The sequence below is a fragment of the Lacrimispora sp. genome, from assembly GCF_047605665.1.
Lineage (GTDB): Bacteria > Bacillota > Clostridia > Lachnospirales > Lachnospiraceae > Lacrimispora.
The window spans coordinates 48,001-71,238 of the sequence record NZ_JASGFH010000021.1; the positions used below are offsets into that span (position 1 = coordinate 48,001).

Annotated in this window: 19 protein-coding genes; 2 read left to right on the forward strand and 17 right to left on the reverse strand. The window is 47.5% G+C overall.

Features of this window, described 5'->3' with window-relative positions:
- Positions 1-13 precede the first annotated feature (13 nt).
- The 11 genes from QM657_RS16095 to QM657_RS16145 all read right to left on the reverse strand — a co-directional run bounded on the left by QM657_RS16095 (position 14) and on the right by QM657_RS16145 (position 12,908).
- On the reverse strand, positions 14-280 hold the full coding sequence (locus tag QM657_RS16095; protein WP_415067753.1) for a YabP/YqfC family sporulation protein: 267 nt from the start codon (positions 278-280) through the stop codon (positions 14-16).
- Between the two features lie 130 nt (positions 281-410).
- Complete coding sequence (gene rpsU, locus QM657_RS16100) at positions 411-587, reverse strand: 30S ribosomal protein S21 (RefSeq protein WP_008975787.1); 177 nt, start codon at positions 585-587, stop codon at positions 411-413.
- A gap of 145 nt (positions 588-732) precedes the next feature.
- Positions 733-3,339, reverse strand: coding sequence for an alanine--tRNA ligase (alaS, locus tag QM657_RS16105; RefSeq protein WP_415067754.1), 2,607 nt, complete (start codon positions 3,337-3,339; stop codon positions 733-735).
- Positions 3,340-3,390: 51 nt separating this feature from the next.
- Positions 3,391-3,540 carry a hypothetical protein gene (locus tag QM657_RS16110; RefSeq protein WP_415067717.1) on the reverse strand — a complete coding sequence of 50 codons (150 nt, stop codon included), beginning with the start codon at positions 3,538-3,540 and terminating at the stop codon, positions 3,391-3,393.
- A 172-nt stretch (positions 3,541-3,712) separates the two neighbouring features.
- Positions 3,713-5,500, reverse strand: a complete 1,788-nt coding sequence (locus QM657_RS16115; RefSeq protein WP_415067718.1) for an ABC transporter ATP-binding protein — start codon at positions 5,498-5,500, stop codon at positions 3,713-3,715.
- An 8-nt stretch (positions 5,501-5,508) separates the two neighbouring features.
- Positions 5,509-6,189 (reverse strand): rhamnogalacturonan acetylesterase, encoded by a 681-nt coding sequence (locus tag QM657_RS16120; protein ID WP_415067719.1) that lies wholly within the window; start codon positions 6,187-6,189, stop codon positions 5,509-5,511.
- A complete protein-coding gene (locus QM657_RS16125; RefSeq protein ID WP_415067720.1) occupies positions 6,143-7,924 on the reverse strand; it encodes a family 43 glycosylhydrolase in 1,782 nt (593 codons plus the stop codon). The genes QM657_RS16120 and QM657_RS16125 overlap by 47 nt, the downstream gene beginning before the upstream one ends.
- The gene (locus QM657_RS16130; protein ID WP_415067721.1) at positions 7,875-9,413 is read right to left on the reverse strand and encodes a glycoside hydrolase 43 family protein; all 1,539 of its coding nucleotides are present in this window, start codon (positions 9,411-9,413) and stop codon (positions 7,875-7,877) included. Before QM657_RS16130 ends, QM657_RS16125 begins: the two co-directional genes overlap by 50 nt.
- Positions 9,414-9,495: 82 nt before the next feature.
- Positions 9,496-10,332: a carbohydrate ABC transporter permease gene (locus tag QM657_RS16135; RefSeq protein WP_415067722.1), complete on the reverse strand. Its 837-nt coding sequence runs from the start codon at positions 10,330-10,332 to the stop codon at positions 9,496-9,498.
- A 12-nt stretch (positions 10,333-10,344) separates the two neighbouring features.
- A complete protein-coding gene (locus QM657_RS16140) occupies positions 10,345-11,304 on the reverse strand; it encodes an ABC transporter permease (protein ID WP_415067723.1) in 960 nt (319 codons plus the stop codon).
- Between the two features lie 29 nt (positions 11,305-11,333).
- Complete coding sequence (locus QM657_RS16145; RefSeq protein ID WP_415067724.1) at positions 11,334-12,908, reverse strand: extracellular solute-binding protein; 1,575 nt, start codon at positions 12,906-12,908, stop codon at positions 11,334-11,336.
- Positions 12,909-13,422: 514 nt separating this feature from the next.
- Between QM657_RS16145 and QM657_RS16150 the strand changes: the two genes are divergently transcribed.
- Together QM657_RS16150 and QM657_RS16155 are read left to right on the forward strand one after the other, a co-directional pair.
- Complete coding sequence (locus tag QM657_RS16150) at positions 13,423-15,657, forward strand: helix-turn-helix domain-containing protein (RefSeq protein WP_415067725.1); 2,235 nt, start codon at positions 13,423-13,425, stop codon at positions 15,655-15,657.
- On the forward strand, positions 15,647-17,023 hold the full coding sequence (locus QM657_RS16155; RefSeq protein WP_415067726.1) for a serine hydrolase domain-containing protein: 1,377 nt from the start codon (positions 15,647-15,649) through the stop codon (positions 17,021-17,023). The genes QM657_RS16150 and QM657_RS16155 overlap by 11 nt, the downstream gene beginning before the upstream one ends.
- Here QM657_RS16155 and QM657_RS16160 read toward each other — a convergent pair.
- The 6 genes from QM657_RS16160 to QM657_RS16185 all read right to left on the reverse strand — a co-directional run bounded on the left by QM657_RS16160 (position 16,969) and on the right by QM657_RS16185 (position 23,236).
- A complete protein-coding gene (locus tag QM657_RS16160) occupies positions 16,969-17,772 on the reverse strand; it encodes a lysozyme inhibitor LprI family protein (RefSeq protein ID WP_415067727.1) in 804 nt (267 codons plus the stop codon). The two genes, QM657_RS16155 and QM657_RS16160, sit on opposite strands and share 55 nt — an antisense overlap.
- 104 nt (positions 17,773-17,876) lie before the next feature.
- Positions 17,877-18,353, reverse strand: a complete 477-nt coding sequence (gene rnhA, locus QM657_RS16165; protein ID WP_415067728.1) for a ribonuclease HI — start codon at positions 18,351-18,353, stop codon at positions 17,877-17,879.
- A gap of 15 nt (positions 18,354-18,368) precedes the next feature.
- The gene (locus tag QM657_RS16170) at positions 18,369-19,970 is read right to left on the reverse strand and encodes an MBL fold metallo-hydrolase RNA specificity domain-containing protein (protein ID WP_415067729.1); all 1,602 of its coding nucleotides are present in this window, start codon (positions 19,968-19,970) and stop codon (positions 18,369-18,371) included.
- 192 nt (positions 19,971-20,162) lie between these two features.
- On the reverse strand, positions 20,163-21,638 hold the full coding sequence (gene spoIVA / locus QM657_RS16175) for a stage IV sporulation protein A (protein ID WP_415067730.1): 1,476 nt from the start codon (positions 21,636-21,638) through the stop codon (positions 20,163-20,165).
- A 115-nt stretch (positions 21,639-21,753) separates the two neighbouring features.
- Positions 21,754-22,464: an ABC transporter ATP-binding protein gene (locus tag QM657_RS16180; protein WP_415067731.1), complete on the reverse strand. Its 711-nt coding sequence runs from the start codon at positions 22,462-22,464 to the stop codon at positions 21,754-21,756.
- Positions 22,465-22,477: 13 nt separating this feature from the next.
- Positions 22,478-23,236 (reverse strand): ABC transporter ATP-binding protein, encoded by a 759-nt coding sequence (locus QM657_RS16185; RefSeq protein WP_415067732.1) that lies wholly within the window; start codon positions 23,234-23,236, stop codon positions 22,478-22,480.
- Between the last annotated feature and the right edge of the window lie 2 nt (positions 23,237-23,238).

The following is a 23,238-nucleotide window of genomic DNA, read 5'->3' on the forward strand; positions in this document are numbered from 1 at the left end:
CTCCTTTTGCCTGTTATTCAAACTCCAGGGATTTTATGTAGCCGGTGATCTTCATTTCCTCCCCGGTGTAATATTCGATCATCAGCCGGTTTCCGGTAATAATCACCCGGCAGTTTTTGGCCTGAAGCTTGATGGAACAATCCGTGTAGAGAATGATGCTCCGGTAGTTTTCAATGACAACGCTGCGGCGTCCTAAAAAGGATATGAGCACCTCGCCCAAGACCACATCCTTGGGAAGCCTTAAAGCGGAAGCTGCCTTTTCCTTTGATCCCTCCAACATATCCATACGCCTTTCCATTCTGCTTCCCTACACTATATGCAGACAAAAGCGGGAAAATTCTATCGCCCTCCAAAAGTCGAAAAAACCCCTGGTCATGCCGAAACATGACCAGGGATTCATCTTTTAACAATTAGTTATATTTACGTTTTCTTGCAGCTTCAGACTTTTTCTTACGTCTTACGCTTGGTTTCTCGTAATGCTCTCTCTTACGAATTTCCTGCTGGATACCTGCTTTTGCACAGTTTCTTTTGAATCTGCGTAAAGCACTATCTAAGGTCTCGTTATCTTTAACGATTACATTTGACATAGCTCACACCTAACCTCCCTCCAGTTGTGTACTTGTGCATAATACAACTGTTTGGGTATTTTATAGCACTGATATGATTATAGCATAATTTTGCCATTCGTCAAGAAAAAAATTATTATTTTTTCAATTATCGTCACAGAACCGGTTATTTCACCTGTTCTGCAACTACTTCGTAAACCTTTTCAAGACACGTGTCAACTCCTGCCGGATTCTTGCCGCCGGCCTGAGCCATATTAGGCCGTCCGCCGCCGCCGCCGCCCACGAAAGAGGCAATGGCTTTGATCAAGTTTCCTGCGTGAGCGCCCTTTTTCTGCGCTTCATCTGTGGCAGAAGCCATTAAGTTCACCTTGCCATCCTGAATGGAGGCAATGACAACGACGCCTTCTCCCAACTGATCTTTTAACTGGTCTCCCAAATTGCGAAGGCCGTTCATATCCACGTCGAGAACCTTTGTGGCAAGAACCTTGACTCCGTTTACTTCTCTGATCTGATCTGCCACATTGCCGAGGGAATCATTTGCCAGCTTGCTCTTTAATTTCTCATTTTCAGAATGAAGGGCTTTGATTTCTTCCATAAGGGATTCGATCTTTGCAGTCAGGGTGGAAGGAGTTGCCTTGGCTGCCCTTGCGGCCTCGTGAAGCTCTCTTTCCGTATCCTGATAATAACGTGTCAGACCGTCTCCTGTTAAGGCTTCGATTCTGCGGACTCCGGCTGCGATTCCTGTCTCTGAAAGAATCTTAAATGCGCCGATGACTCCTGTATTGGAAATATGGGTTCCGCCGCAAAGCTCGGTGGAGAAATCGCCCATCCGCACCACGCGGACTGTCTCCCCGTACTTCTCTCCAAAGAGAGCCATAGCTCCGGCTTTTTTTGCATCGTCCAGGTTCATGACCTCAGTCTTTACAGCCAGGCTTTCCTTGATCTTTTCATTGACAAGGGCCTCCACCTGGAAAATCTCCTCCGGTGTCAGAGCTGAAAAATGAGTGAAGTCAAAACGCAGCTTATCCTTATCCACAAAAGAGCCAGCCTGCTCTACATGGCTTCCTAATACGGTTCTTAACGCCTTCTGAAGAAGGTGGGTAGCGCTGTGGTTCTTTCCTGTATTCTGGCGGTTTTCTTCGCTCACACGCAGGGTGACCGCATCTCCGCTTTGAAGCATTCCACGCACCATCTTTCCTACATGGCCTACCTTGCCGCCCTGTAAGTGAATGGTATCTTCTACCTTGAATTCTCCCTTTTCATTGCAGATATAGCCCACATCGCCCTGCTGGCCGCCCATGGTGCCGTAAAACGGAGTCTTTTCCGTTACAATGGTTCCCAGTTCCCCGTCAGTTAAGGCTTCCACCACCTCTGTCTCTGTGGTGAGAGCGGAAATGGAAGAATCCAGCACTAATGTGTCATAACCTGCAAATTCTGTCGTAAGAGCCGGGTCAAGGGACTGGTATACGGTCACATCTGCGCCCATGTAATTGGTGGTCTTTCTGGCGTTTCTGGCAGTTTCCCTCTGCTTTTTCATAGCAGCCTGGAAGCCGTCTTCATCTACGCTGAAATTCTTCTCTTCCAGAATCTCCAATGTCAGATCGAGAGGGAATCCATAGGTATCATATAATTTGAAGGCATTTTCTCCGGAAAGAACGGTTTCGCCGTTCTTTACCATCTCCTCCTGTAAATCATTTAAAATGGCAAGTCCCTGGTCAATGGTCTTGTTGAATTTATCCTCTTCCTGGGTGAGAACCTTTAAGATCATGGCCTTTTTCTCGTCCAGCTCAGGATATCCGTCTTTGGATAACGTGATGACGGTTTCAGAAAGCTCTGCCAGGAATTTTCCTTCGATTCCAAGGAGTTTTCCGTGACGGGCTGCTCTTCTTAACAGACGGCGCAGTACATAGCCTCTGCCTTCGTTGGAAGGCATGATTCCGTCTGAAATCATAAAGGTACAGGAACGGATGTGGTCTGTGATCAGACGCAGGGAAACATCCACCTGGTAATCCTCTTTGTAGGTCTTGCCTGCCAGCTCTCCGACTCTTGTTAAAAGGGCCTTTATGGTATCCACATCAAAGATGGAATCCACATCCTGAACCACCACTGCCAGACGCTCAAGACCCATGCCTGTATCGATATTCTTCTGCTTTAATTCTTCATAATGGCCCTTGCCGTCGCTTTCAAACTGGGTGAATACGTTATTCCACACCTCAATATAGCGGTCGCATTCGCAGCCAACGGTACACTCCGGCTTTCCGCAGCCGTATTTCTCGCCTCTGTCATAGTAAATCTCAGAACATGGGCCGCAGGGGCCTGCGCCGTGCTCCCAGAAGTTGTCTTCCTTGCCGAAGCGGAAAATATTCTCAGGGGCAATGCCGATTTCTTTATTCCATATATCAAAGGCTTCATCATCCTCTAAATATACTGACGGATAGAGCCTGTCCGCTTCCAGTCCTACCACCTGGGTCATAAATTCCCATGACCACTGGATGGCTTCTTTCTTAAAATAATCTCCAAAGGAGAAGTTTCCGAGCATTTCAAAAAAAGTGCCGTGGCGGGCTGTCTTGCCTACATTTTCAATATCGCCTGTACGGATACACTTCTGGCAGGTGGTCACCCTGTTTCTGGGGGGAATCTCCTGGCCTGTAAAATATGGTTTAAGGGGAGCCATGCCTGAGTTGATCAGCAGCAGGCTGTTATCGTTATGGGGAACCAGGGAAAAGCTTTTCATCGCCAGATGTCCCTTACTTTCAAAAAATTCAAGGAACATTTTCCTCAGTTCATTTACACCGTACTTCTTCACGTTACTGTCCTCCGTTTACTATTTTGTCTCTGCTATCACATCGCCGGCCTTGCCTGCATCTTTGTGATCTCTGTATTTTTTTCCGCATACAATTCCGCCCAGGGCAATGGCAAGAAAAACCAGAAATTTGATTGCGGTTTCCATAAAACTTCCAAATATTGCTGTCATATTTCTTCCTCCCGAAAGTTTATATAGTACGACTCATTTTACTATCCTATCACAAGGAATTTTATTTATCAAGATATACCTTGGGAATTTTTTTTGCTCAAACAAAAAGCGCCTTGGAAAATGGCTTTTACAGCCTTATCAAGACGCTTTTTACAGTATTTCCGGCTTTTTTTTACCTCAGGGCCATTTGAAGCCGTTCCATCTCATAGAATTCACCCTTTAATTCCATAAGTTCCTGATAGCTCCCTTCCTCCCGGATCTTGCCTTTGTCCAGAACCACGATCCGGTCCGCCCCTCTTACGGTAGACAGTCTGTGAGCTACAATAAAGGTAGTCCTGCCCTTAATGAGCCGGTCCAGGGCATCCTGGATCTCTTTTTCGGAAATGGTATCCAGAGCCGATGTAGCCTCATCGAGAATAATCACTTTGGGATCCCGTATAATAGCCCGTGCAATGGAGATTCTCTGCCTCTGGCCGCCGCTTAAATTGCCTCCGTGCTCTCCGATCATGGTATCCAGCCCCTGGGGAAGCTTTGCGATAACTGATTTTAAATTTGCTGCTTCTACGGCATGGTTAAGGGCTTCTTCCGTCACATCCTCCAGGCCGTATATAATATTTTCCCTGACTGTACCGGAAAAAAGCACCGGTGTCTGAGGCACCACGGAGATAAACCTCCGATAGCTTCTTAAATTAATATCATTGATATCCAGCCCGTCAATCAGCAGCCTTCCATCCGTAGGGGTGATAAAGCCGATGATTAAATTCAGCACCGTGGTCTTTCCGGAACCTGATTCTCCCACCAGGGCGATAGTCTCTCCCGCCTTCACCTTCCATTCAAAACCGTGAAGCACCTGTTCCTCAGAACCGTGATAGGAGAACTTCACGTTGTGAAAGGCGTAGTTCCCCTTCAATTCCTTCATTTCCGTCTTTCCCTCGTTCCGCTCCACATCCTCAGAAGCCAGAACCTCACCGATGGAGGTGACGGATTCCATTCCCTTTGTTAGAATCGGAAGAAGGTTTATGAGAGAGGTGAACTGGTTGACCACAGTCGTAAAGCTGGACTGGTAAAATGCCACATCCCCCACCTTAACAAGTCCGTTTAAGGCCATAACACCGGAAAATCCCAGGCATAAAGCCTGAAACACCTGAAATATACACCAGCTCACTGCGCCGAAATGGGCCTGAATCATATCCAGACGGTATCCCTTTTCTGCCGTTTCTCTAAGCTGTTCCCGGATTTTTTCAACTTCCTTTTTTTCCAGGGCATGAGCTCTTGTGACAGGAACCAGTTCCACCATCTCCATAACCTTTGCGCTGGTCTCCTCCATTTCCCGGCGGAATGCCCGGTTTTCTCTGTGTATCCTTTTTCGGAAGGCGATGATGGTGATAGAGCTCACCGGAGCCACCAAAAGAAAGAACAAAAGCACGATCCGGTTCTTTGCAGCCGTTAAGGACAAGGTGATTACCAGGTTCATGAAGATATTCATCATGCTGACGAAAAGCTGGGCAGATAAGGTTTCCACCGCCTCCACATCCCGGATGATCTTGGACTGAAGCCGTCCGGACTGGGTCTCCGTGTGGTAGGGGATGGACAACTCCTGGAGCTTTCTCACCAGGGCCCCGCGCAGGCCTGCCTCGGTTTTCCTTATGACCCGGCTGACATACATATTATGAAGCCAGTTGGCTGGCAGGTGGACAACCAAAAGTCCCAGCCAGATGGCCACGTTGAGGAAAATAGCGTGTTTTCCGGCTTCTCCTCCTTCCATGACCCCATTTATCACATTGGCGATCAGCAGGGCGGAAAGCAGGCTGGGCGCATGCTTTATGACGAAAAAGAAGGTGGAAATAAAAAACTTATGGTACTGGCCCCTGTAAAAGCTGAAAAGAACCATGACTGAGCGGTCTCCGTACTTTTGATAGCTGCGGACAAACCGGCGCTCAATGTCTTCATATTTTTCCATAGCCGCTCCTAAGAAACATCAAGTCCCGCGTATTCTGTCTGCTCCGCCCGGACTTCCAAAAGCTCCCGGTAGGGAGAACCGAGCTTTTCCAGCTCCCGGCAGAGAAAACCTGCCATAAGGACCGCCCCCTCCGGTTTTAAATGAGTATCGTCCTTTGGCCACATGAAATATGCCTTGGAAGCCACATCTCCCAAAGCCTCCAGACAGCGTTCCGTCATGGAGGTTAAGTCGATCACCGGCACTCCTGCCGCTGCTCCCGTCTGCCTCATGGCTTCCGGATAAGCACCGTGGCTTCCCGGCAGAAACACACCGTTTTCATCAAAATGTCTTCTGGCAATAGGGGTGATGAGGACCGGCCAGGCCCCTTTTTCCCTTGCAACAGAGATAAACTGCATCAGGTTTTCCCTGTAGGTGGTATTCGGGTCGGTATGCCTTTGGGGGTCCTCCTTTGCATCGTTGTGGCCGAACTGGATAAAGAGGAAATCCCCTTCTCCTATCTCCTTTTCTATGAGAGCCAGACGGCCTTCCTCCAGAAAAGATTTTGTGCTGCGCCCATTCCGGGCAAAGCTTTTCATTTCCACCGAATCCTCTAAATACAGAAGCATTGCCTGGGAAATCCCGGTCTGGGGATAGGTGGATATCTTATTGAACGTTACCGTGCTGTCTCCAGCGTAAAAGATTTTTGCCATTTACATACACTCCATACATGGCTCCTGTAAAGCGCTTGCCCTTTGAAAGGCCTTCGGAACAGATAGAAGTCACATCCGTCCATTGCCACAGAAGCTTATTATTGAAAAAGAAAGTTCTCACAAGCCCGTCCGTCTCCACCCGAAAGGTTACCGGTCCATGAAAGCGGAAGGGGCTTGTTTCTGTTCTCACATAGGTGTCGTCCACATATTCGGATACAAAGACAAAGGTCTCCGTCACTCCGAATTTTATGTAGGTGTTTTCATCGTAATAAAGGGTCACCCCTGCATCAGAGGTGAATTTCTCTTTTCCCTCATCAGGAAAACTCATTTCAAATTCCATAGAAAATTGGAAATCCGGCTGGCACTTCACCAAAAGGCTTCTGCATTCCCTCTGATTTAAGTCCTGGCCGTCTCCCTTGATCCACAAGGTCCCATCCCGGTCTTCCCCCACCAGCTCCGGGTCTTTTGTTCTCGGTGACAGCCAGGTTTCGGAATCCGGAATTTCCCACTCTCTTCTCTCCATATCGGGAAAGGGCAAAGCTGCCATATAAGAGGGACCTTTTCCTTTGTTTATGACGGGCCAGCCGTCGGCTGTCCAGGTGACCTCATCAAGACAGGTCTCCCGGCCCAGCATCCCCCACTGGTGGTCAATGAAGCGGGAACACAAGTAGGCCATGAACCATCTTCCGTCCGGGGTCTGAACCGGCTTTCCGTGGCCGCAGCACTGGATGGCGCCCATCTCGTCTTTTTGATGCATAATGGGATTATAGGGACAGTTCTCGTAAGGCCCCAGCAGGTCTTTTGATCTGGCCACAGAAATCATGTGTCCCTTTCCCGTACCGCCCTCTGCCAGAAAACAGTAATACCAGCCATCCTTTTTTAAAATATGGGGGCCCTCCGGAGCGTGGCCGGAATGACCGTACCATATGAGAGAGGGCTTTGAAAGGATTTTCTTTCCGTCCTCCGATATCTCCATTATTCTGGCTCCCCGGTTTATGAGCATATACCGTTTTCCGTCGTCGTCCGTAAAGATGGAGGGGTCGATTCCCAGAACATTGTGGATGACAGGTGTATCGTAAGGGCCTTCCGGCCTCGATGCGCTGGTGACCATCTGAGTCTGGATGTAAGGTGCATCATCATTGTTCCTTAGGGTTGCACATATATAGAACCTTCCCTTATTATAGCTGATGTCCGGAGCCCAGAAGCCCCTTCCTCCCTCCAGCCCTCCTAAAAATTCCTCAGCCCATGTTCTGTCCGTCACCCCGTATCCGATGACTTTCCAGTGAACCAGGTCCTTAGAATGGGATATGGGAATAGAAGGGAAATAGATAAAGCTGGAATTGACCATGTAGTAATCGTCTCCCACCCGCAGGATGCTGGGGTCGGGATGCATGCCCCGGCGCACCGGATTTCTGTAGCAATTTTCTCTGGAAAAGCCGCAGACCGACTGGAAATATTCCTCAAAAGGGGCATTTCCTTTTGCCAGGTCCCAAGGCGTCACCATGGCCTGATTGGCCCATGCCGGATCCATACCGCACGTTTCCACCAGAAAGGCCGCAAGGTCTAAATTCTTTCCCTTTACCGCATAGTGAAGCAGGCTGTTTCCTTCCTGGTCACAGTCTTCAATGTTAAAGGAATGGTCAATCAGGCCAAGAACCGCCTTCTTATCCCCTCTTTGGGCCGCCTCAAAGGCCTTCTTCGCAGCCGCTTCTGTCTTCGATGTGTATAAATTCATACTCTCCGTACCCTTCTGAAATAAAGTTCCTTTTATTGGCACTCCAGAGACAGAGCTTCGCCCCGGTCCAGGTAGCCCTGGCAAGGGGATTTGCCCCTCCTATGGAGGTGTATCGGATTCCGTCCGGGGACCAGGCGAACCGGTAGGTCTTGTTCTTAAAGAGTTCCAGCCTGAAATAAACCGTATCACCGTCATAGGGAACGGAAGCAAAAGGCTGTTCCTCTGCCTCTCCCTCAAATTCCTTTTCCGTCACGGTTCCTGAAAACAGCACCAGCTCATTGCCGGCTTCTGCTTTCACAAGGCCTAAATAGGCGTAAAAATGGCCGATCATTCCGATAGCTGCCATATCCCCCGCCTTGTCTCCCTGAAGCCTCACCTTTGTCACAGCGGAAAGAGCCTGATGCTGGGGAATCTGAGTCATCGCGTTAGGCGCATACCATAAAAGATTCTCCCTGACAGGATTGGCAAGGCAGAAAAGACGGATTCCCGGATGGCCGCTTAAGGAAAAGAATGAGGCTCTGGGATTGGCCTGCCATTGCCACTGGAGCCCTAAAGAACTGCCGGAAAAGTCATCAGACTGGGCGATCCGGTATTGGGGCTGCCCTTCCACCGGAAGGCTCCACTCCTTTACCGGCTCTCCTATGCCGTCTCCATTTTGCTCGCTTCCGATAAAGGGCCAGCCCGCGTGAAAACACATGGGCTGTAAATGGACGATTCTTCCCAGCTCAATCACATCCTGGAAATGGATAAACCAGTGTCTGCCGTCAGGCCCCGTAACCCAGCCTCCCTGATGAGGCCCGTTAATATCCGTATTTCCCTGGTGCATGATAATTTTATATTCATAAGGTCCTGTTACAGACTCAGACCGTAAAGCGGACTGCCAGCCGGGATACACTCCGCCGGAGGGCATAAGGATGTAATAAAAGCCCTGATGCTTGTAAAGCTTGGGCCCTTCTGTAGTCGGCCCCAGTTGTTCCCCGTCAAAGATGGTGACAGGCTCTCCCACAAGCTTCCTGCAGTCCGGATCAATCTCTACCAGGTCCAGCCTGTGCTTGATGCCGCTGCGGCTTCTGGCATAAGCGAATACCATATAGGCCTTCCCATCGTCATCCCAAAATGGGCAGGGGTCAATCCAACCCTTCGCTTCGTGAAGGCAATTTAAGGTGAACTCCCCATAAGGATCGGCGGACCGGGCCACAAAAATCCCTTCATCCGCAAGAGGCACGAAAACGTAGAACATCCCGTTGCGGTAGCGGATAGCCGGGGCCCAGGTTCCGGAGCCGTGAGAGGGATTGTTGTATTTCTCAAAGGGCAGAGAAGGGACGCAGTGATTGATGATCTCCCAGTGCACTAAGTCCCTGGAATGGAGAAGGGGGATGCCGGGAAGATAGGCAAAGGAAGAGGACACCATATAATAGTCATCTCCCACCCGGATCACATCCGGGTCAGAATAATCCGCATACAGAATCGGATTTTGATACATAGTCATGATCTCCTTAGTCGTTTTTTATCTGGATCATTATAAAAAGAAAAAGGAGCAGAAAACTGCTCCCTTTCCATGCCGAAAGCTATTATTCCTTCACGGCTCCAATGTTTACGCCCTGAATAAAATATTTCTGGCAGAACGGATAAATGATCATAAAGGGAAGGATTGCAATAATAACCGATGCATTTTTCACCGTGTTCTCTGTTGCGCCTCCGATTGCGGTGGGCAGGTCGCTTCCCATGACAAGAGCTCTCAGCTTCATCTGGAAGTTATACAGATTATCATTGGTGATGTAAAGCTTATAATTCGTATAATCGTTCCAGTAACCGACTGCGTACATCAGGCCGATGGCAGTAAGGGCTGCCTTGGAAAGGGGCAGAACGATCTGGAAGAAGATTCTCATGGGAGAACAGCCGTCAATCTCTGCGGATTCAAACAGGCTTGCCGGAATCCCCTCAAAGAAGTTTCTCATGAGTACCATGTTGTAAACGTTAATGGCCGGAAGCAGAATCACCACCCAAAGAGTGTTGGTTAAGTGAAGGGACTTCATAACCAGATAAGTGGGGATCATACCGCCGTTAAAAATCATGGTGAGCAGCAAAAGCCCTGCAAACAGGTTTCTTCCCGGCATCTTCCACTGGATCAGCACATAGGCGCCCAAGGTGGAAATAGCAAGACCTGTAAACGTTCCTACCACAGTCGTAAGGCAGGATACCAGAAACGGTCTGTACAGCGTCGGATTTGTAAAAACGGAAATATATCCGGCCAGACCGAATTGTTCCGGAAACAGCTTCATACCGTAAGCTGTCTTCAAATCCAGAGAGTCAATAAGGACTTTGTAGATGGGGATTATCATAATAAGGCTTATGAGCACAAATACAACCACCAGCACATAGTCAAATGCGGTTCTTTTCTTTGTCATGTTCTTTTCCCCCTATACAATTCCTTTTCCGCGAACCTTGAAGCTTGCCCTGTTGCATACCAGCACAAGGAAGCACCCTACCAGCGAGGAAACAAGGCCTACTGCCGTGGTATAGCCGTAGTCGGGAAGGGCTCCGGAATTAAATGTCTGCGTGTATATGTAAGTCTGCAAAACATCTGCCTGCCGCACCACCGCATCATTTTGCAGTACAAATACGGATTCAAACAGATTCATAACCTTCGCCAGATTTAAAATCAGCACGGTAATGATCGTGTTGCTTAAAGAGGGCATGGTAATGTATCTAAGACAATTCCAGCGTCCGGCTCCATCCATGGAGGCCGCCTCATAAAGCTCTGGATTGATGCCGGAAAGGGTTGCCATAAAGATGATGGTGCCCCACCCGGTATCCTTCCAGACGTTGATCACGTAATACATGGGCCGCCACCAGTTCTGGTTTCCCAGAAAATAAATTCCTTCCTTTGTAAATCCCAGATTAATCAGCACAGAGTTGACCAACCCCGCATTGGTGGGAGAAAGAATCAAGGTAAATACAGAAGCCGTAACCACCCATGACATAAAATGGGGAAGATATACGATGGTTTGGGAAACCTTTTTAAAGTTCACGGACCGCAGTTCATTAAGCATGAGGGAAAGAACAACTGCCATAAAAGTATTCAGCAGAAGTTTGAACACGCTTAAGCTTATGGTATTGCCGAAAGCACTCCAGAAGCCAGGCATATTCATCAGCTTCCGGAAATTGGCCAGACCTACGAACACCGGGTCCTTAATTCCCTTATAGGAAAAGAATGCATACCGGATTCCAATCATGGGCAGGTAATGGAATATTACCGCAAAAATGATAACCGGAAGAAACATGAGATAAAATCCCCTGTAATAGTAAAGGGAAACCAGCAGAGGGCGCTTATTTTCGCCTGCAGCTTTTGCTGCAGGCGCTTTCTTTTTATTTATCATAGGCCAACCTTTCTAAAGCGATTCTGAAACTATTTTGCTTCCTGTGCATTGAGGGAGTCAACGATCATCTGTGACCACTTTACACCGCCGTCGCTTTCAAAGCGCTTGTAAGCTTCATCCACGGAAAGCCCCTGGACAACAACATCCGCAATGATAGAGTTTTTAAGGGTGGTGAGATCTCCGTTATAGGTTGCCATCTCTTCTGTAGAAGGAACGACCTGAGCCTGACGGCAGTTCTCGTTAAACAATTCCTGAGCAGCCATGGCTTCCGGAGCAATCGTATCTTTTCCAGGGTTGTTATCCCAGCCGACTACAGCGAGCATGGAATCTAAGTGCTGCTTCGTATACTGTGTTCCCGGTCTCTCCAGACTTTCTTTTGTATGGAACTGGCCTTCTGTGTAGTTCTTCTCCAGAATAGTTTCCGCTTTTGTTGACCAGTGCACGTCTTCTACGCCGTAGCTCCAGAGAGTCTGCATATCTCCGCCGTCTAACATGGACTCAATGAGATATTTATATACGCCCTCAGGATTTTCACAGGAGGCGGTAATAGCCCATACGGGAGGAGTTCTCTCCAGATATGTTCCAACTTCTGCAATAGGCTTTAAAGCAATGAGCTCGCTGTCTCTTCCATTGGATTCCAGGTTGTTCTTTAAGTTGGAAGCCCAGGTTCCTGCCCAGTAGGTGAATACGCCGAATTTGTCCTCATAGAACTTATTGCGGCAATCATTTGTTGTGTTTGTCAGAGTTTCCTTGTCAATATATCCTGCCGCATAAGCATCCTGCAGTCTCTTTAAGGCCTCTTTGAAGTTGTCCTTTGTAAATCCGTCGGACCATACGCCGTCGTCTCCCTTTATAAAGGAAGAATAGGAATCCTGATAAAATTCAGGCAGATAGTTTATAAAAGGAGATTCTTCTCCGATAATTCCGGCTGCAGAAACACCGTAGGTATCCCCGTTAACGCCGTTTCCATCCGGATCGCCCTCTTTAAATGCCTTCAGCATATTTAAATACTCATCGTAAGTTGCAGGAGCCTCTAAGCCTACGTTATCCAGCCATTTCTTCTTTACATAAGTAACGCAGCCGTTTCCTCTGGTAACAGGGAAACCATAGAGCTTTCCGTCAATCTTCATATTCTCTACCACATCTTCGCCGGTTACGCGTCCGGAAGCCTTTAACTCGGAATTATTCCAAGCCTCGGTCATATCCCATAAAGCGCCTTCCCCTGCGTAGCCTGGATAATATGTAGAACCAAGGATAATGGCATCGGGCCAGTTTTCTGTGCCTGATGCAAAGGTCTGACCAACCACATCGTAATATGCTTTGTGATCAGGCTGGATGATCTCCAGTTCAATTCCTGTAAGCTCTTCCCATTTCTTTTCAAACGCATCTCTGTTGTTCTGCTGCGTTGTCACCGTTCCATCTACCATAATAGTGATTTTTTCCGGTTTTTTAATTTCCTCCGCTGCTGCTGTCGTCTCTCCTGCCTCCGTAGAAGCTGCGCCGCCGGAGGGCGCTTCTGTTTTCTTGGAGGAACACCCGCTTAACACTACAGACATTGCCATTGTGACAGCCATTCCTGATGCAACCAATTTTTTGAGTTTCATTTTCTACCTCCCAATTATTTTTCAGTACGGTTTCGACCGCAGACTCATCATATCAGTGAAAACGCATAATTTCAACGCACGGTTTTATCTTTTGTTGTACACTTTTTTATATGAGCTGGTTTTCTCCATATCTATTATGCAAATGTTCCTAGAACTTTGCAACAAAAAAGGGCTTTTGATGAAATGTCCACAGGATAAATCCAAAGGCTCCACCGCACCCTTTTTACTGTTAGGGTACATAACTTCAGAATTGTTCTTATACTGCATTATTTATTATAAAAACACGTCTTCAACCGCTTTTTCAATCCCGCCTCATTGAGGTTTTACAGTGATCGCGGTTCCCTCATTCCGAATATGGAACATCTGGCAAATGAAATAATTGCATAATAAAAGAGCATTTTTCAGCGCACATTTTTTATTATCATGGAGCATAATTTCCTCTCAGCCTTCCATTTCTTGATTTTAATAATAATTTATACTATAATTTTTACATATAGAAAAAGGAATGGTAAATATGAAAAAACAAAATAACGATATTTCGCTGAAACACCAGCTGATGCTGTCCTACATCATGATCCTGGCAATTATTCTTATCATTGGAGCTGCTCTCTATTACATCTCTTACCGCCAGGTAAAAAGCGGAATCAATCAGCAGAACCGCCTCGCCCTCTCTTCTTCGGTCACTCAACTGGATTCCACCATGAGACTGATGAATGCAGCAGCGGGACAGACATCTTCCAACATTGTATTTAATGATCTGACCCAGCTTACGGGAGAAGAAGGACCGGCCTTTTATTATCAGGCTTATAAGAGCCAGTTGAGCTTAAAGTCCATTCTGCCGGTTGAAGTGCTGCTTCCCATCATCAATTCCTTTGTTTATTTAAAAAAATCAGAACATGTAATTTCTTCCACACAGTTTTCGGATTACGGCTTTTATACAAGGCATAATTCCACTTATCAGATTAATCCGGAGCAGTTTATGCAGGCCCTTCAAAACAGCGACTATTGGAACAAGTTCATTCCTTTTAGCCGGCGCGACAGACTCGTCAGGCGCTTTCTTTACGTACAGCCCCTCTCCGCCTCGGTTCTTAAAATGAACGCAGGTGCTGTTCTGGGCTACGAGTTCGACCACGATCTTTTGAGCAGATATTTTGCGGATATGAACCTGTATGGAGACGGATATCTGGTTGCCTACGACCAGAACGGCGCTCAGACGTTTTTTCTGTCCAATTCAGAAGAAGTCAACATCTTTCAGGGCTTCGATAAACTGGATTATAAAAACCAGACCGCCAGCTTCATCTCTCCGGAAAACCATCAGGAAATGCTGGTGACCTCTCTTTCCTCAAGCTACAATAACTGGACATACTACCTGGTCCAGCCTGAGGATAAAGCCTACTATTCCATTGTTTCCTATCAGCGCTTTTTTACTGCGATCACCATTGCTGCCCTTCTCCTGGGCGGTAGTATTGCAGCCGCCTTTTCTGTGCGGGGAGGCCGCCGCCTGACTCAACTGTCAAATGAACTGATTGCAAAGGAATCCACTGCGACATATTTAAATCTCCTGGTGGAAAAACAAAAGCCCATGGTCATTGAATCCTATATGAGAAAGATCATGGAAGGGAGCAACACCACCAACGATGAGATAGAATACATCGTAAAAGAGCTTTCCCTGGACCGTTCGGATACAAAATACCATGTGCTTTACACGGAGGTGTCGCCTTCAGACGGTTCCGTCATAAGCCCCAAGGATCTGGAATTGTGCCTGCAAAACTATGACATGCTGGTGAGAGAAGCCCTGCGCCGCCATTTCCCTGACACCGGTTATATTTACAAGCCTTCCGACCAGGCATTTGCCATATTGATTGCCTCCGGAGAAGGAGTTTCCCATGAAGAAGTCACAAATCAGAGCCAGGAAACCTTTACAGCCCTTCACAACGAGCTTCTGGTGAAGTACGGAATCTGGATCAGGGGCGGCTTAGGCGGCAGAAACAAAGTCGTTTCCTACACCTGGAAATCGTATCAGCAGGCCAAGGAAGCTAAATCCGTCACCACTCTGGAAAATTATATTTTAAGCAGTGATTTCGCTTCTGCCAGCGATATCTACTATTATCCGGAAAGCCTCTCTGTCCAGCTCAGCGGCTTTATTTCCGTCGGGAACAAGGAACAGGTAAGCGAACTGTTCAAGCTCATTAAGAATGAAAACATGGGAAAGAGAAGCCTCTCCTATGCCCAGCGGCAATGGCTGGTCTCCGATGTACGGGCCACTGTTTTTAAGAAGAGGCACAGCATCAGCGCAGAAGGTCTGAATCCGGAAAAACGAAAGCTTCTGGATATCATCGACAAACAGTTTGAAGGGGAAATGAGCCTGGAGAGTTTGACGTCTATCTCTCTCCGCTTATGCGAGGTATGCGGCTCCGAAGGAAATGAACTGATTCTTAAAATCCAGGAGTATATAAACAGCAATTACAGTGACCCGGATTTGGGCCTGACAAAGATTTCGGATGAATTCGGAATTTCAGAGAACTATTTCAGCTATCTGTTCAAGAAAGAGATGACGGAAAACTTCTCCAATTATCTGGAACGGCTGCGCATGGCAAAAGCCAGGGAACTGATCCGGGAATCCGACACAAGCCTGTCCGCCCTGTATCAATATGTGGGATATAACAACGCATCTTCTTTCCGGCGGGTATTTAAAAAGAATTTTGGCGTATCGCCAAAAGAAATGAGGGATAAGGTTAATGCAAAATAACAGATGCGAGACGGATTCAGACATCTCAGCCCTTATGGAGGAGCTTTGGCTCTCACTTAAGAAAAGTGAATTTCCTGTCCATAGCTTTCTTGCAGAAAGAGGCGGAAAACTGTTAAAGGAAACGTATCAGGCTCCCTACGGGAAAAACGATCTCCACCGCATGTTTTCTATTACAAAAAGCTTTTGCTCCATTGCCATAGGCTTTCTTCTGGAAGAAGGCAGGCTTTCTCTGGATGACAGGATTACCGATTATTTTCCCGAATACTGTACAGGCACAACGGTTCATCCCTGGTTGAGGGAAATGACCATAAGACATATGCTTTCTATGGAGACATGCCATTCTTCCACTACTTATAAGCTGGACAGCAAAAAAAACTGGGTGGAGAGTTTTTTTTCCACACCTCCCACCCACCGAAGCGGTCAGATTTTTCTTTATGATACCTCTTCCAGCCACACTCTGGCTGCTCTTGTAAAAAAACTTACCGGAAAAGGGATTCTGGATTATCTCCGGGGAACATGTCTCGATCAAACAGGCTTTTCTAAGGAGTCCTATATCCTCCCGGACCCTTTCGGAACGGAAATGGGAGGCTCCGGCCTTATGGCCCGCTCCATGGACCTTCTAAAGCTTGGGAGGTATTGTATGGATACGGTTCAGAAGGGAAAAGGGAAATTTGCAGATTATCTAAGGGAAGCTGTCTCTTTCCAGGTTCCCACCGTCCATTCCGGCCAGACCCTTGACGAACAGCAGGGGTACGGATATCAGTTCTGGCGCATACGAAAGGGCTTTAGCATGTACGGCATGGGGGGACAGTATGTTCTCTTTTATCCGGAAGAAGATTTGATTTTCGTGATTACTGCTGATACTCAGAATATAAAGGGAGGAAATCAGAAGATATTGGACCTTGTTTATGAGACGGTGGAAAAGATAAGTCACGGACGTGGTAAAACAGAACAGATTCCGGTTAAAAGAGGTCCTGGTGCCTGGGATACTTCCTACCGGATTTATCAGAACCCGGCAGGCTTTTCCCGGCTCTCCCTCTCTTTTGGATATTCAGAGGGAAAGCTGGTTCTCTCCGGAACGGATGGGGATTTTCAAATCCCCTTTTCTTTTGAAGAAGCCCGGATCAGCGTGCTGTCTAAGTATGAGCAGAGAATTGCTGTTCAGGGCATATGGGCCCATGACATGACCTTATATCTGCCGGTCCAGGTCGTTGGGGAATGCGTTGGCTCCATTCACCTGATCCTCCGCCTGTCAGAGGAGAACATCACTGTTTGGATGAAAAAGGTGGAAGAAACGTATTTCCAGGAGTTTCAGGGGTTTTTGGAAGGAGAAAGGACAGTCCCATATTCAGCCAGGAGCTCATAAGCCCTGGCTCTTGTGGATTCTGCCAAAGAAGCAGTATACTCCACTTCTTCCAGGGTTCCGCCGCTGTATTTGTCTGCAGCCTCCTGTGCCTTTGCATCCCTTGCTTTATTCCATTCCTGCTGGGAAGTCTCCATCTGCACCTGTTCTTCCTCACTGAGCATTTCTGAAACCGCATCATAAATAATATTCTGTTCCCTGATCCACAGCTTCAGTTCTTTATCTGCCAGAGCTTTCATGGAATAGGTGTTTGAATCCCCTGACTCCTTCCACATCTTTTTAACCTGGATATCCAGTTCTGATAAGCGCTTCTCATAATATTTTGCTCCCTCCAAAGGGGCGGACTCAGCAGAAGGCTTGACTTTTACATCAGGGCTGATGGGAGAGATCACAGCCTCTGTCTCAGCCTGGAGAGCAGGGGCTTCCATGCTCCTGACTGAAAAGCTCATATCACCTGATTCCGGAGAACTGCCTTCCTCTTTTGCGGAAGGCCTCTCTTTTCCCGCTATGACCTGATCCCTGGCTATTTCCTGGGGGGCCGCAGCCTGCTCCAGGGAAAACAGCTCCGGCTGACCGCCGTAGCTTTCTGATTCCTCCGATTCCTGGGACAGGACAGCCGACTGCCCCGCCCCCTTTCCGGAATTCGGAAGGTTTTCTTTACTCTTTACGAAATTGTTCGTGGCTAAGGTTATCAAGATTCCAATAACCAGAATACCTCCGATTACAATCCAAATTCCTCTATTTTTATTCATGTATGATCACCTGACTTAACTTGATGAAATTACCATATCACAAATAAAAAAGAAAGAAAATAGGAATTCACATTTAGTAAGACATTGTAAGAGATATGTAAGTTTTATACCCCTTCGTCAACCAGCAGATCAGCCCCGTCAGCGGCTGTTGTAGCCAGCTTATCACACCGCTCATTCTGAGGATGGCCTGCATGTCCTTTTACCCAGTGAAAGGTCACCTGATGAGGTTCCTTGGCCTTTAAAAGCCGTTCCCACAAGTCCACGTTTTTTACAGGACCGCTTTTGCCCCGCTTCCAGTTGTTTTTCACCCAGTTGTCAATCCAGTGCTGGTTAAAAGCATCTGTCACGTACTTGGAATCAGAGTAAAGCTCCACCTGGCAGGGTCTGGTAAGAGCTTCCAGGCCTGCGATGGCTGCCATCAGCTCCATCCGGTTGTTGGTGGTCTTTTTATAGCCTGCCGACATGGTCTTTTCATGGAGCTGCCCCTGGGAATCCGTAAACTGTAAAACCGTTCCGTAGCCTCCCGGCCCGTCAGGGTTTCCTCTTGCAGCTCCATCTGTAAACAACAGTACTTTGGTCATTTTCTGAGGTTCTCCTTATCTGTCCCATTTATCACATAACGAATTGATCTGATCTGCAAACTTGGCAAGATCTTTGTTGGCGCCTCCCTGATTGTTGCGGATAACCTGCAAAAGTCTTTCTCCGGCGGCAAAGAGCCTTCCGTATACGCCCACAGGCTTTTTGGAAGTTTCCATGACCTTTGTAATGGGGATGCCTTCTGTTTCTTTTTCCCAGCGGCCAAGAGCGAGGTCATAAACAGAGCCTGAATAAGGGGCCTTTATGTTATGTCCGTACTCTCTCTCCATTTTTTCTGCAAAGAATTTGGCGGTCTGGTCATCTCCGTGTACAAGAAATACCTGACGTGGTTTTTCTTCAAATGCGTTCAACCAGGTAATCAGTCCTTCCATATCTGCGTGAGAACTCATTCCGCCCATCTGTTCAATATGGGCTTCTACATGAATGGTATCGCCAAACAGCTTTACCTCTTTGTTCCCATCCACCAGACTTCTTCCTAAAGTCCCTACGGACTGGTAGCCGGTGAATACGATGGAACACTCCGGCCTCCACAGATTATGCTTTAAATGATGGCGGATACGGCCCGCATCACACATGCCTGCCGCTGATATAATCACTTTGGGCTTAGGATTAAAATTGATGTTTTTGGAATCTTCACTGGTAACAGACAGTTTAAGCCCTGGGAAAGAAATGGGGTTAATGCCTTTCATGACCAGTTCTTTTGTCTCTTCGTCGTAGCAGTCAGCCAAATTGTCCTTAAACACCTGGGTGGCCTCAACAGCCAGGGGACTGTCGACGTAAACTTCAAATCCATCGTGTCCGGTAATCCTTTTTTCTGCCTTAATGTGGCGGAAAATATAGAGAAGTTCCTGGGTTCTGCCCACAGCAAAAGCCGGTATTACGACATTCCCTCCTCTGTCAAGAGCTCTCTGGACAATATCCGCAAGAATGGAAACGTGATCCGGAAGGGGATCGTGGTTTCGGTCTCCATAGGTGCATTCCATGACCACATAATCTGCCTGGGTGATGTACTGGGGGTCCCTGATCAATGGCTTGTTCTTATTTCCGATATCTCCGGAAAAGACAATTTTTTTCGCATTGCCTTCTTCCGTAATCCAGACCTCAATGGAAGCTGAACCAAGAAGGTGTCCTACATCAATGAAGCGGACCGTAAGGCCCTCTTCCAGTTCCACCTTTTCCCCGTAATGATAGGAACGGAACAGTTCCAATACACCAACAGCATCCTCGGTCTTATAAAGGGGTTCTTCCTCCGGCTCTCCGGCCCGTCTGGCCTTTCTGTTCTTCCACTCCGCTTCTGACTCCTGAATATGGGCACTGTCTCTCAGCATAATGCTGCAAAGATCAGCGGTGGCATCGGTGGAAATCACCTTTCCACGGAAACCTCTTGCATAGATAAATGGAAGCATTCCTGCGTGATCGATATGGGCATGTGTCAGAAGAACGTAATCAATTTCTGCATAGCTGACTGGGAGAACTACATTTTCAAACTTGTCTACTCCCTGCTCCATACCGCAGTCTACAAGAATTTTAAGGCCGGCGGCCTCCAGATAGTGGCAGCTCCCGGTAACTTCATGGGCTGCTCCAACAAACATCAGTTTCATAAAACCCCTCCTTTTGTATTGGTGTTGTAAATCCGCAGTGGGAGCCCTCAAATCCTGCGGATTTAAGGGCTCACGGGCATTCGCCCTATGAAAGAAGCCACATATATTTTTTCTTATGTGCGAGCACAACGAAAAAATATCCGCGTCTTCTTTCCCACTGCTCATTGCTTTCGTGGATAGTATACCACTCTTTTAAATGATAATGCAAATCATACCGCCATTGCTGTCGTTAATAATTTTCTGGAGGGTTTCCTGAAGCTTGATCTGACAGTCTTCCGTGAGCTGGGAGACTTTGACCTGGATGCCGTCTTCTACGATCTGTTCAATGGACTTTCCGAAAATATTGGTGTTCCAGATGCCTTCTTCGCTGTTTCTTGCGCTTTCCTTGATATAGGCGATCAAATCCTCAGCCTGCTGTTCGCTTCCCACAATAGGGGCAATTTCCGTCTGTATGTGGGTTTTGATCAAATTGATGGAAGGAGCCTCTGCCCTCATCTTGACGCCGTATTTATTTCCGTGTTTGATCACCTCCGGCTCATCTAACAAAATCTCTGACCGCTCAGGCGTCACCACTCCATAACCCTTCATCCGCACCTGATTCATGGCCTGATTGACCTTTTCATACTCGGTGCGCATTTTTGCCAGCTCGCTTAAAATCTGCATGAGCTGGTATTCCCCTTCAATGGGGATTCCAACGTAATCGCTGAGAATCTGATAATAATAGCTGTCATCCACATCCATGGCCATTTCAATGCTTCCGTCAGCCATGTTCATGTTCTGCACCTTGACAGAACGGACATTTTCAGCCACTCCCTCCAAAAGACTGGAGGTCACATCCTTCATGTGGGAAACCTTTTTCACCATGTCCTTTGCCACCTGGATAGCCTGGGCTTTCAGCCAGTGGGTGGCAGGCAGGATTTCAAGCCACTTGGGAATAAAAAAGTCCATTTCCGTCACCGGAAACTCCTTTAATACCCGCTCTAAAATGTTGTTCACATCCTCTTTCTTTAACTGCTCACAGTTGACGGGCAGAACCGTCACCCCGTACTTTTCGCTCATGTCTTTGGCCAGCTCCGTTGTTTCATCGGAATACGGCTTAGCAGAGTTAAGCAGGATGATAAAGGGTTTTCCCAATACCTTTAATTCGTCCACTGTGCGCTCTTCGGCAGCTATGTAATTAGGACGCTTCAATTCCCCGATGGTGCCGTCTGTGGTGATGACCACGCCGATGGTGGAGTGGTCGTTAATGACCTTTCTGGTGCCGATTTCTGCCGCTTTGGTAAAAGGAATATCGTAATCGAACCAGGGGGTCTTTACCAGACGCTCTTCATCATTTTCAATATGACCGGCTGCGCCATCCACCATAAAGCCCACACAGTCAATCAAGCGGACTTTGGCTTCGATTCCATCTCCTAGGTGAAGGCTTGCTGCTTCCTTTGGGATGAACTTGGGTTCTGTAGTCATCACTGTCTTTCCTGCCGCACTCTGTGGCAGTTCGTCCCTTGTCTGGGTTTTCTGGTGCTCATCTTCCATAACAGGCAAAACCATCAATTCCATAAAACGCTTGATAAAAGTCGATTTTCCTGTCCGCACCGGTCCCACTACTCCGATGTAAATCTCTCCGTTGGTCCTGGCTTTAATATCACTGTATACGTTATAATTGTCCATAAAGATTCCCCCTTCTGTGCTGTTACACTATATGCAGAGGGGACGCATTTATGACAGGAAAAACCCTGCGGCCTCCTGTATTCTTAAGGTTATCAGGGAGACGGCAGGGTTTGTGTCATTCGCTTAAATATGCTTTTTTAACGGAATCATTGTTCATCAGCTCGGTTGCATCGCCGCTTAAAACAATGGCTCCTGTTTCAAGAACATAGGCCCGGTTTGCAATGGACAGGGCTTTTTTCGCATTCTGTTCCACCAGTAAAACCGTTGTTCCTGACTTGTTGATCTCCTGAATGATATCAAAGATCTCATTGACGTAAATCGGAGAAAGTCCCATGGATGGCTCATCTAAGACAATGACCTTTGGATGGCTCATAAGAGCCCGACCCATGGCTAACATCTGCTGTTCTCCGCCGCTTAAGGTTCCTGCCGGTTGGTTTTTACGCTCCAAGAGCCTGGGAAACCGCTTGTAAATCATGTTGAGGGTCTCTTCGATCTCGTCTTTATCCTTCCGGGTATAAGCGCCCAGCTTTAAGTTTTCATAAACGGTCAGGGAAGCGAACACACGCCGTCCCTCCGGCACATGGGCCATTCCCATGCTCACGATTTTATCTCCCCGGATTTTTGTGATATCCCGTCCGTCAAACTGTATGCTGCCGGAAGAGGACTTTAAAAGCCCGGTTATGGTATGAAGGGTGGTGGTCTTGCCCGCTCCGTTTGCACCGATTAAAGCTACGATCTCCCCTTCTTTCACTTCAAAAGAAATACCCTTCAGCGCCTTGATGATGCCGTAATGTACTTCCAGATCCTTCACTTCAAGTATTGCCATGTTTTAAGCCTCCCTATTCTCCCAGATATGCCTTGATGACCTCCGGATTGTTGAGTACATCCGCAGTCTTTCCCTGGACCAGAACCTGACCGAAATTCAATACTGTCAGGCGCTCGCATATGCCGGAAACAAGCTTCATGTCATGCTCAATCAACAAAATGGTCATATCAAAATTATCCCGTACAAAGCGGATGGTATCCATAAGCTCACTGGTTTCGTTGGGGTTCATGCCTGCCGCAGGCTCATCAAGGAGCAAAAGCCTGGGGTTGGTGGCAAGAGCCCTGGCAATCTCCAGCTTCCTCTGCTTTCCATAGGGCAGGTTTGCAGCAAGGGTATCTTTTTCCTTATCTAAATCAAATACCTTTAAAAGCTCAAGGGCTTTTTCATCCATTTCCTTCTCCACCTTATAATACTTTGGAAGGCGGAAAATGCCTGTTATGGTGGAATAGGGATAGCCGTTGTGAAGCCCTGTTTTTACATTGTCAAGAACCGTCAGTTCTTTAAACAGACGGATGTTCTGAAAGGTCCTTGCAATTCCGGTCCGGTTGATGTCCACCGTCTTTTTTCCTGTTATATTTTTACCTTCCAAAAGGATGGTGCCTGAATTGGGCTTGTATACGCCCGTCAAAAGGTTAAAGATTGTGGTTTTACCGGCCCCGTTAGGCCCGATAAGCCCATAGAGCTGTCCTTTATCAATGGTGATGTTGAAATCGTCAACAGCACGCAGGCCTCCAAAGGATATGCCCAGATTTTTAATTTCCAGTAATGCCATGA

Bases quoted from the DNA above. Each gene is read 5' to 3' on its own strand.
- spoIVA (WP_415067730.1), bottom strand. From the start codon at position 21,638: ATGGACAATTATAACGTATACAGTGATATTAAAGCCAGGACCAACGGA.
- QM657_RS16180 (WP_415067731.1), bottom strand. From the start codon at position 22,464: ATGGCAATACTTGAAGTGAAGGATCTGGAAGTACATTACGGCATCATC.
- QM657_RS16110 (WP_415067717.1), bottom strand. From the start codon at position 3,540: ATGACAGCAATATTTGGAAGTTTTATGGAAACCGCAATCAAATTTCTG.
- QM657_RS16140 (WP_415067723.1), bottom strand. From the start codon at position 11,304: ATGATAAATAAAAAGAAAGCGCCTGCAGCAAAAGCTGCAGGCGAAAAT.
- QM657_RS16115 (WP_415067718.1), bottom strand. From the start codon at position 5,500: ATGGAAAAATATGAAGACATTGAGCGCCGGTTTGTCCGCAGCTATCAA.
- alaS (WP_415067754.1), bottom strand. From the start codon at position 3,339: ATGTTCCTTGAATTTTTTGAAAGTAAGGGACATCTGGCGATGAAAAGC.
- QM657_RS16130 (WP_415067721.1), bottom strand. From the start codon at position 9,413: ATGACTATGTATCAAAATCCGATTCTGTATGCGGATTATTCTGACCCG.
- QM657_RS16145 (WP_415067724.1), bottom strand. From the start codon at position 12,908: ATGAAACTCAAAAAATTGGTTGCATCAGGAATGGCTGTCACAATGGCA.
- QM657_RS16125 (WP_415067720.1), bottom strand. From the start codon at position 7,924: ATGAATTTATACACATCGAAGACAGAAGCGGCTGCGAAGAAGGCCTTT.
- QM657_RS16135 (WP_415067722.1), bottom strand. From the start codon at position 10,332: ATGACAAAGAAAAGAACCGCATTTGACTATGTGCTGGTGGTTGTATTT.
- QM657_RS16120 (WP_415067719.1), bottom strand. From the start codon at position 6,189: ATGGCAAAAATCTTTTACGCTGGAGACAGCACGGTAACGTTCAATAAG.
- QM657_RS16185 (WP_415067732.1), bottom strand. From the start codon at position 23,236: ATGGCATTACTGGAAATTAAAAATCTGGGCATATCCTTTGGAGGCCTG.
- QM657_RS16160 (WP_415067727.1), bottom strand. From the start codon at position 17,772: ATGAATAAAAATAGAGGAATTTGGATTGTAATCGGAGGTATTCTGGTT.
- rnhA (WP_415067728.1), bottom strand. From the start codon at position 18,353: ATGACCAAAGTACTGTTGTTTACAGATGGAGCTGCAAGAGGAAACCCT.
- QM657_RS16095 (WP_415067753.1), bottom strand. From the start codon at position 280: ATGTTGGAGGGATCAAAGGAAAAGGCAGCTTCCGCTTTAAGGCTTCCC.
- QM657_RS16150 (WP_415067725.1), top strand. From the start codon at position 13,423: ATGAAAAAACAAAATAACGATATTTCGCTGAAACACCAGCTGATGCTG.
- QM657_RS16155 (WP_415067726.1), top strand. From the start codon at position 15,647: ATGCAAAATAACAGATGCGAGACGGATTCAGACATCTCAGCCCTTATG.
- rpsU (WP_008975787.1), bottom strand. From the start codon at position 587: ATGTCAAATGTAATCGTTAAAGATAACGAGACCTTAGATAGTGCTTTA.
- QM657_RS16170 (WP_415067729.1), bottom strand. From the start codon at position 19,970: ATGAAACTGATGTTTGTTGGAGCAGCCCATGAAGTTACCGGGAGCTGC.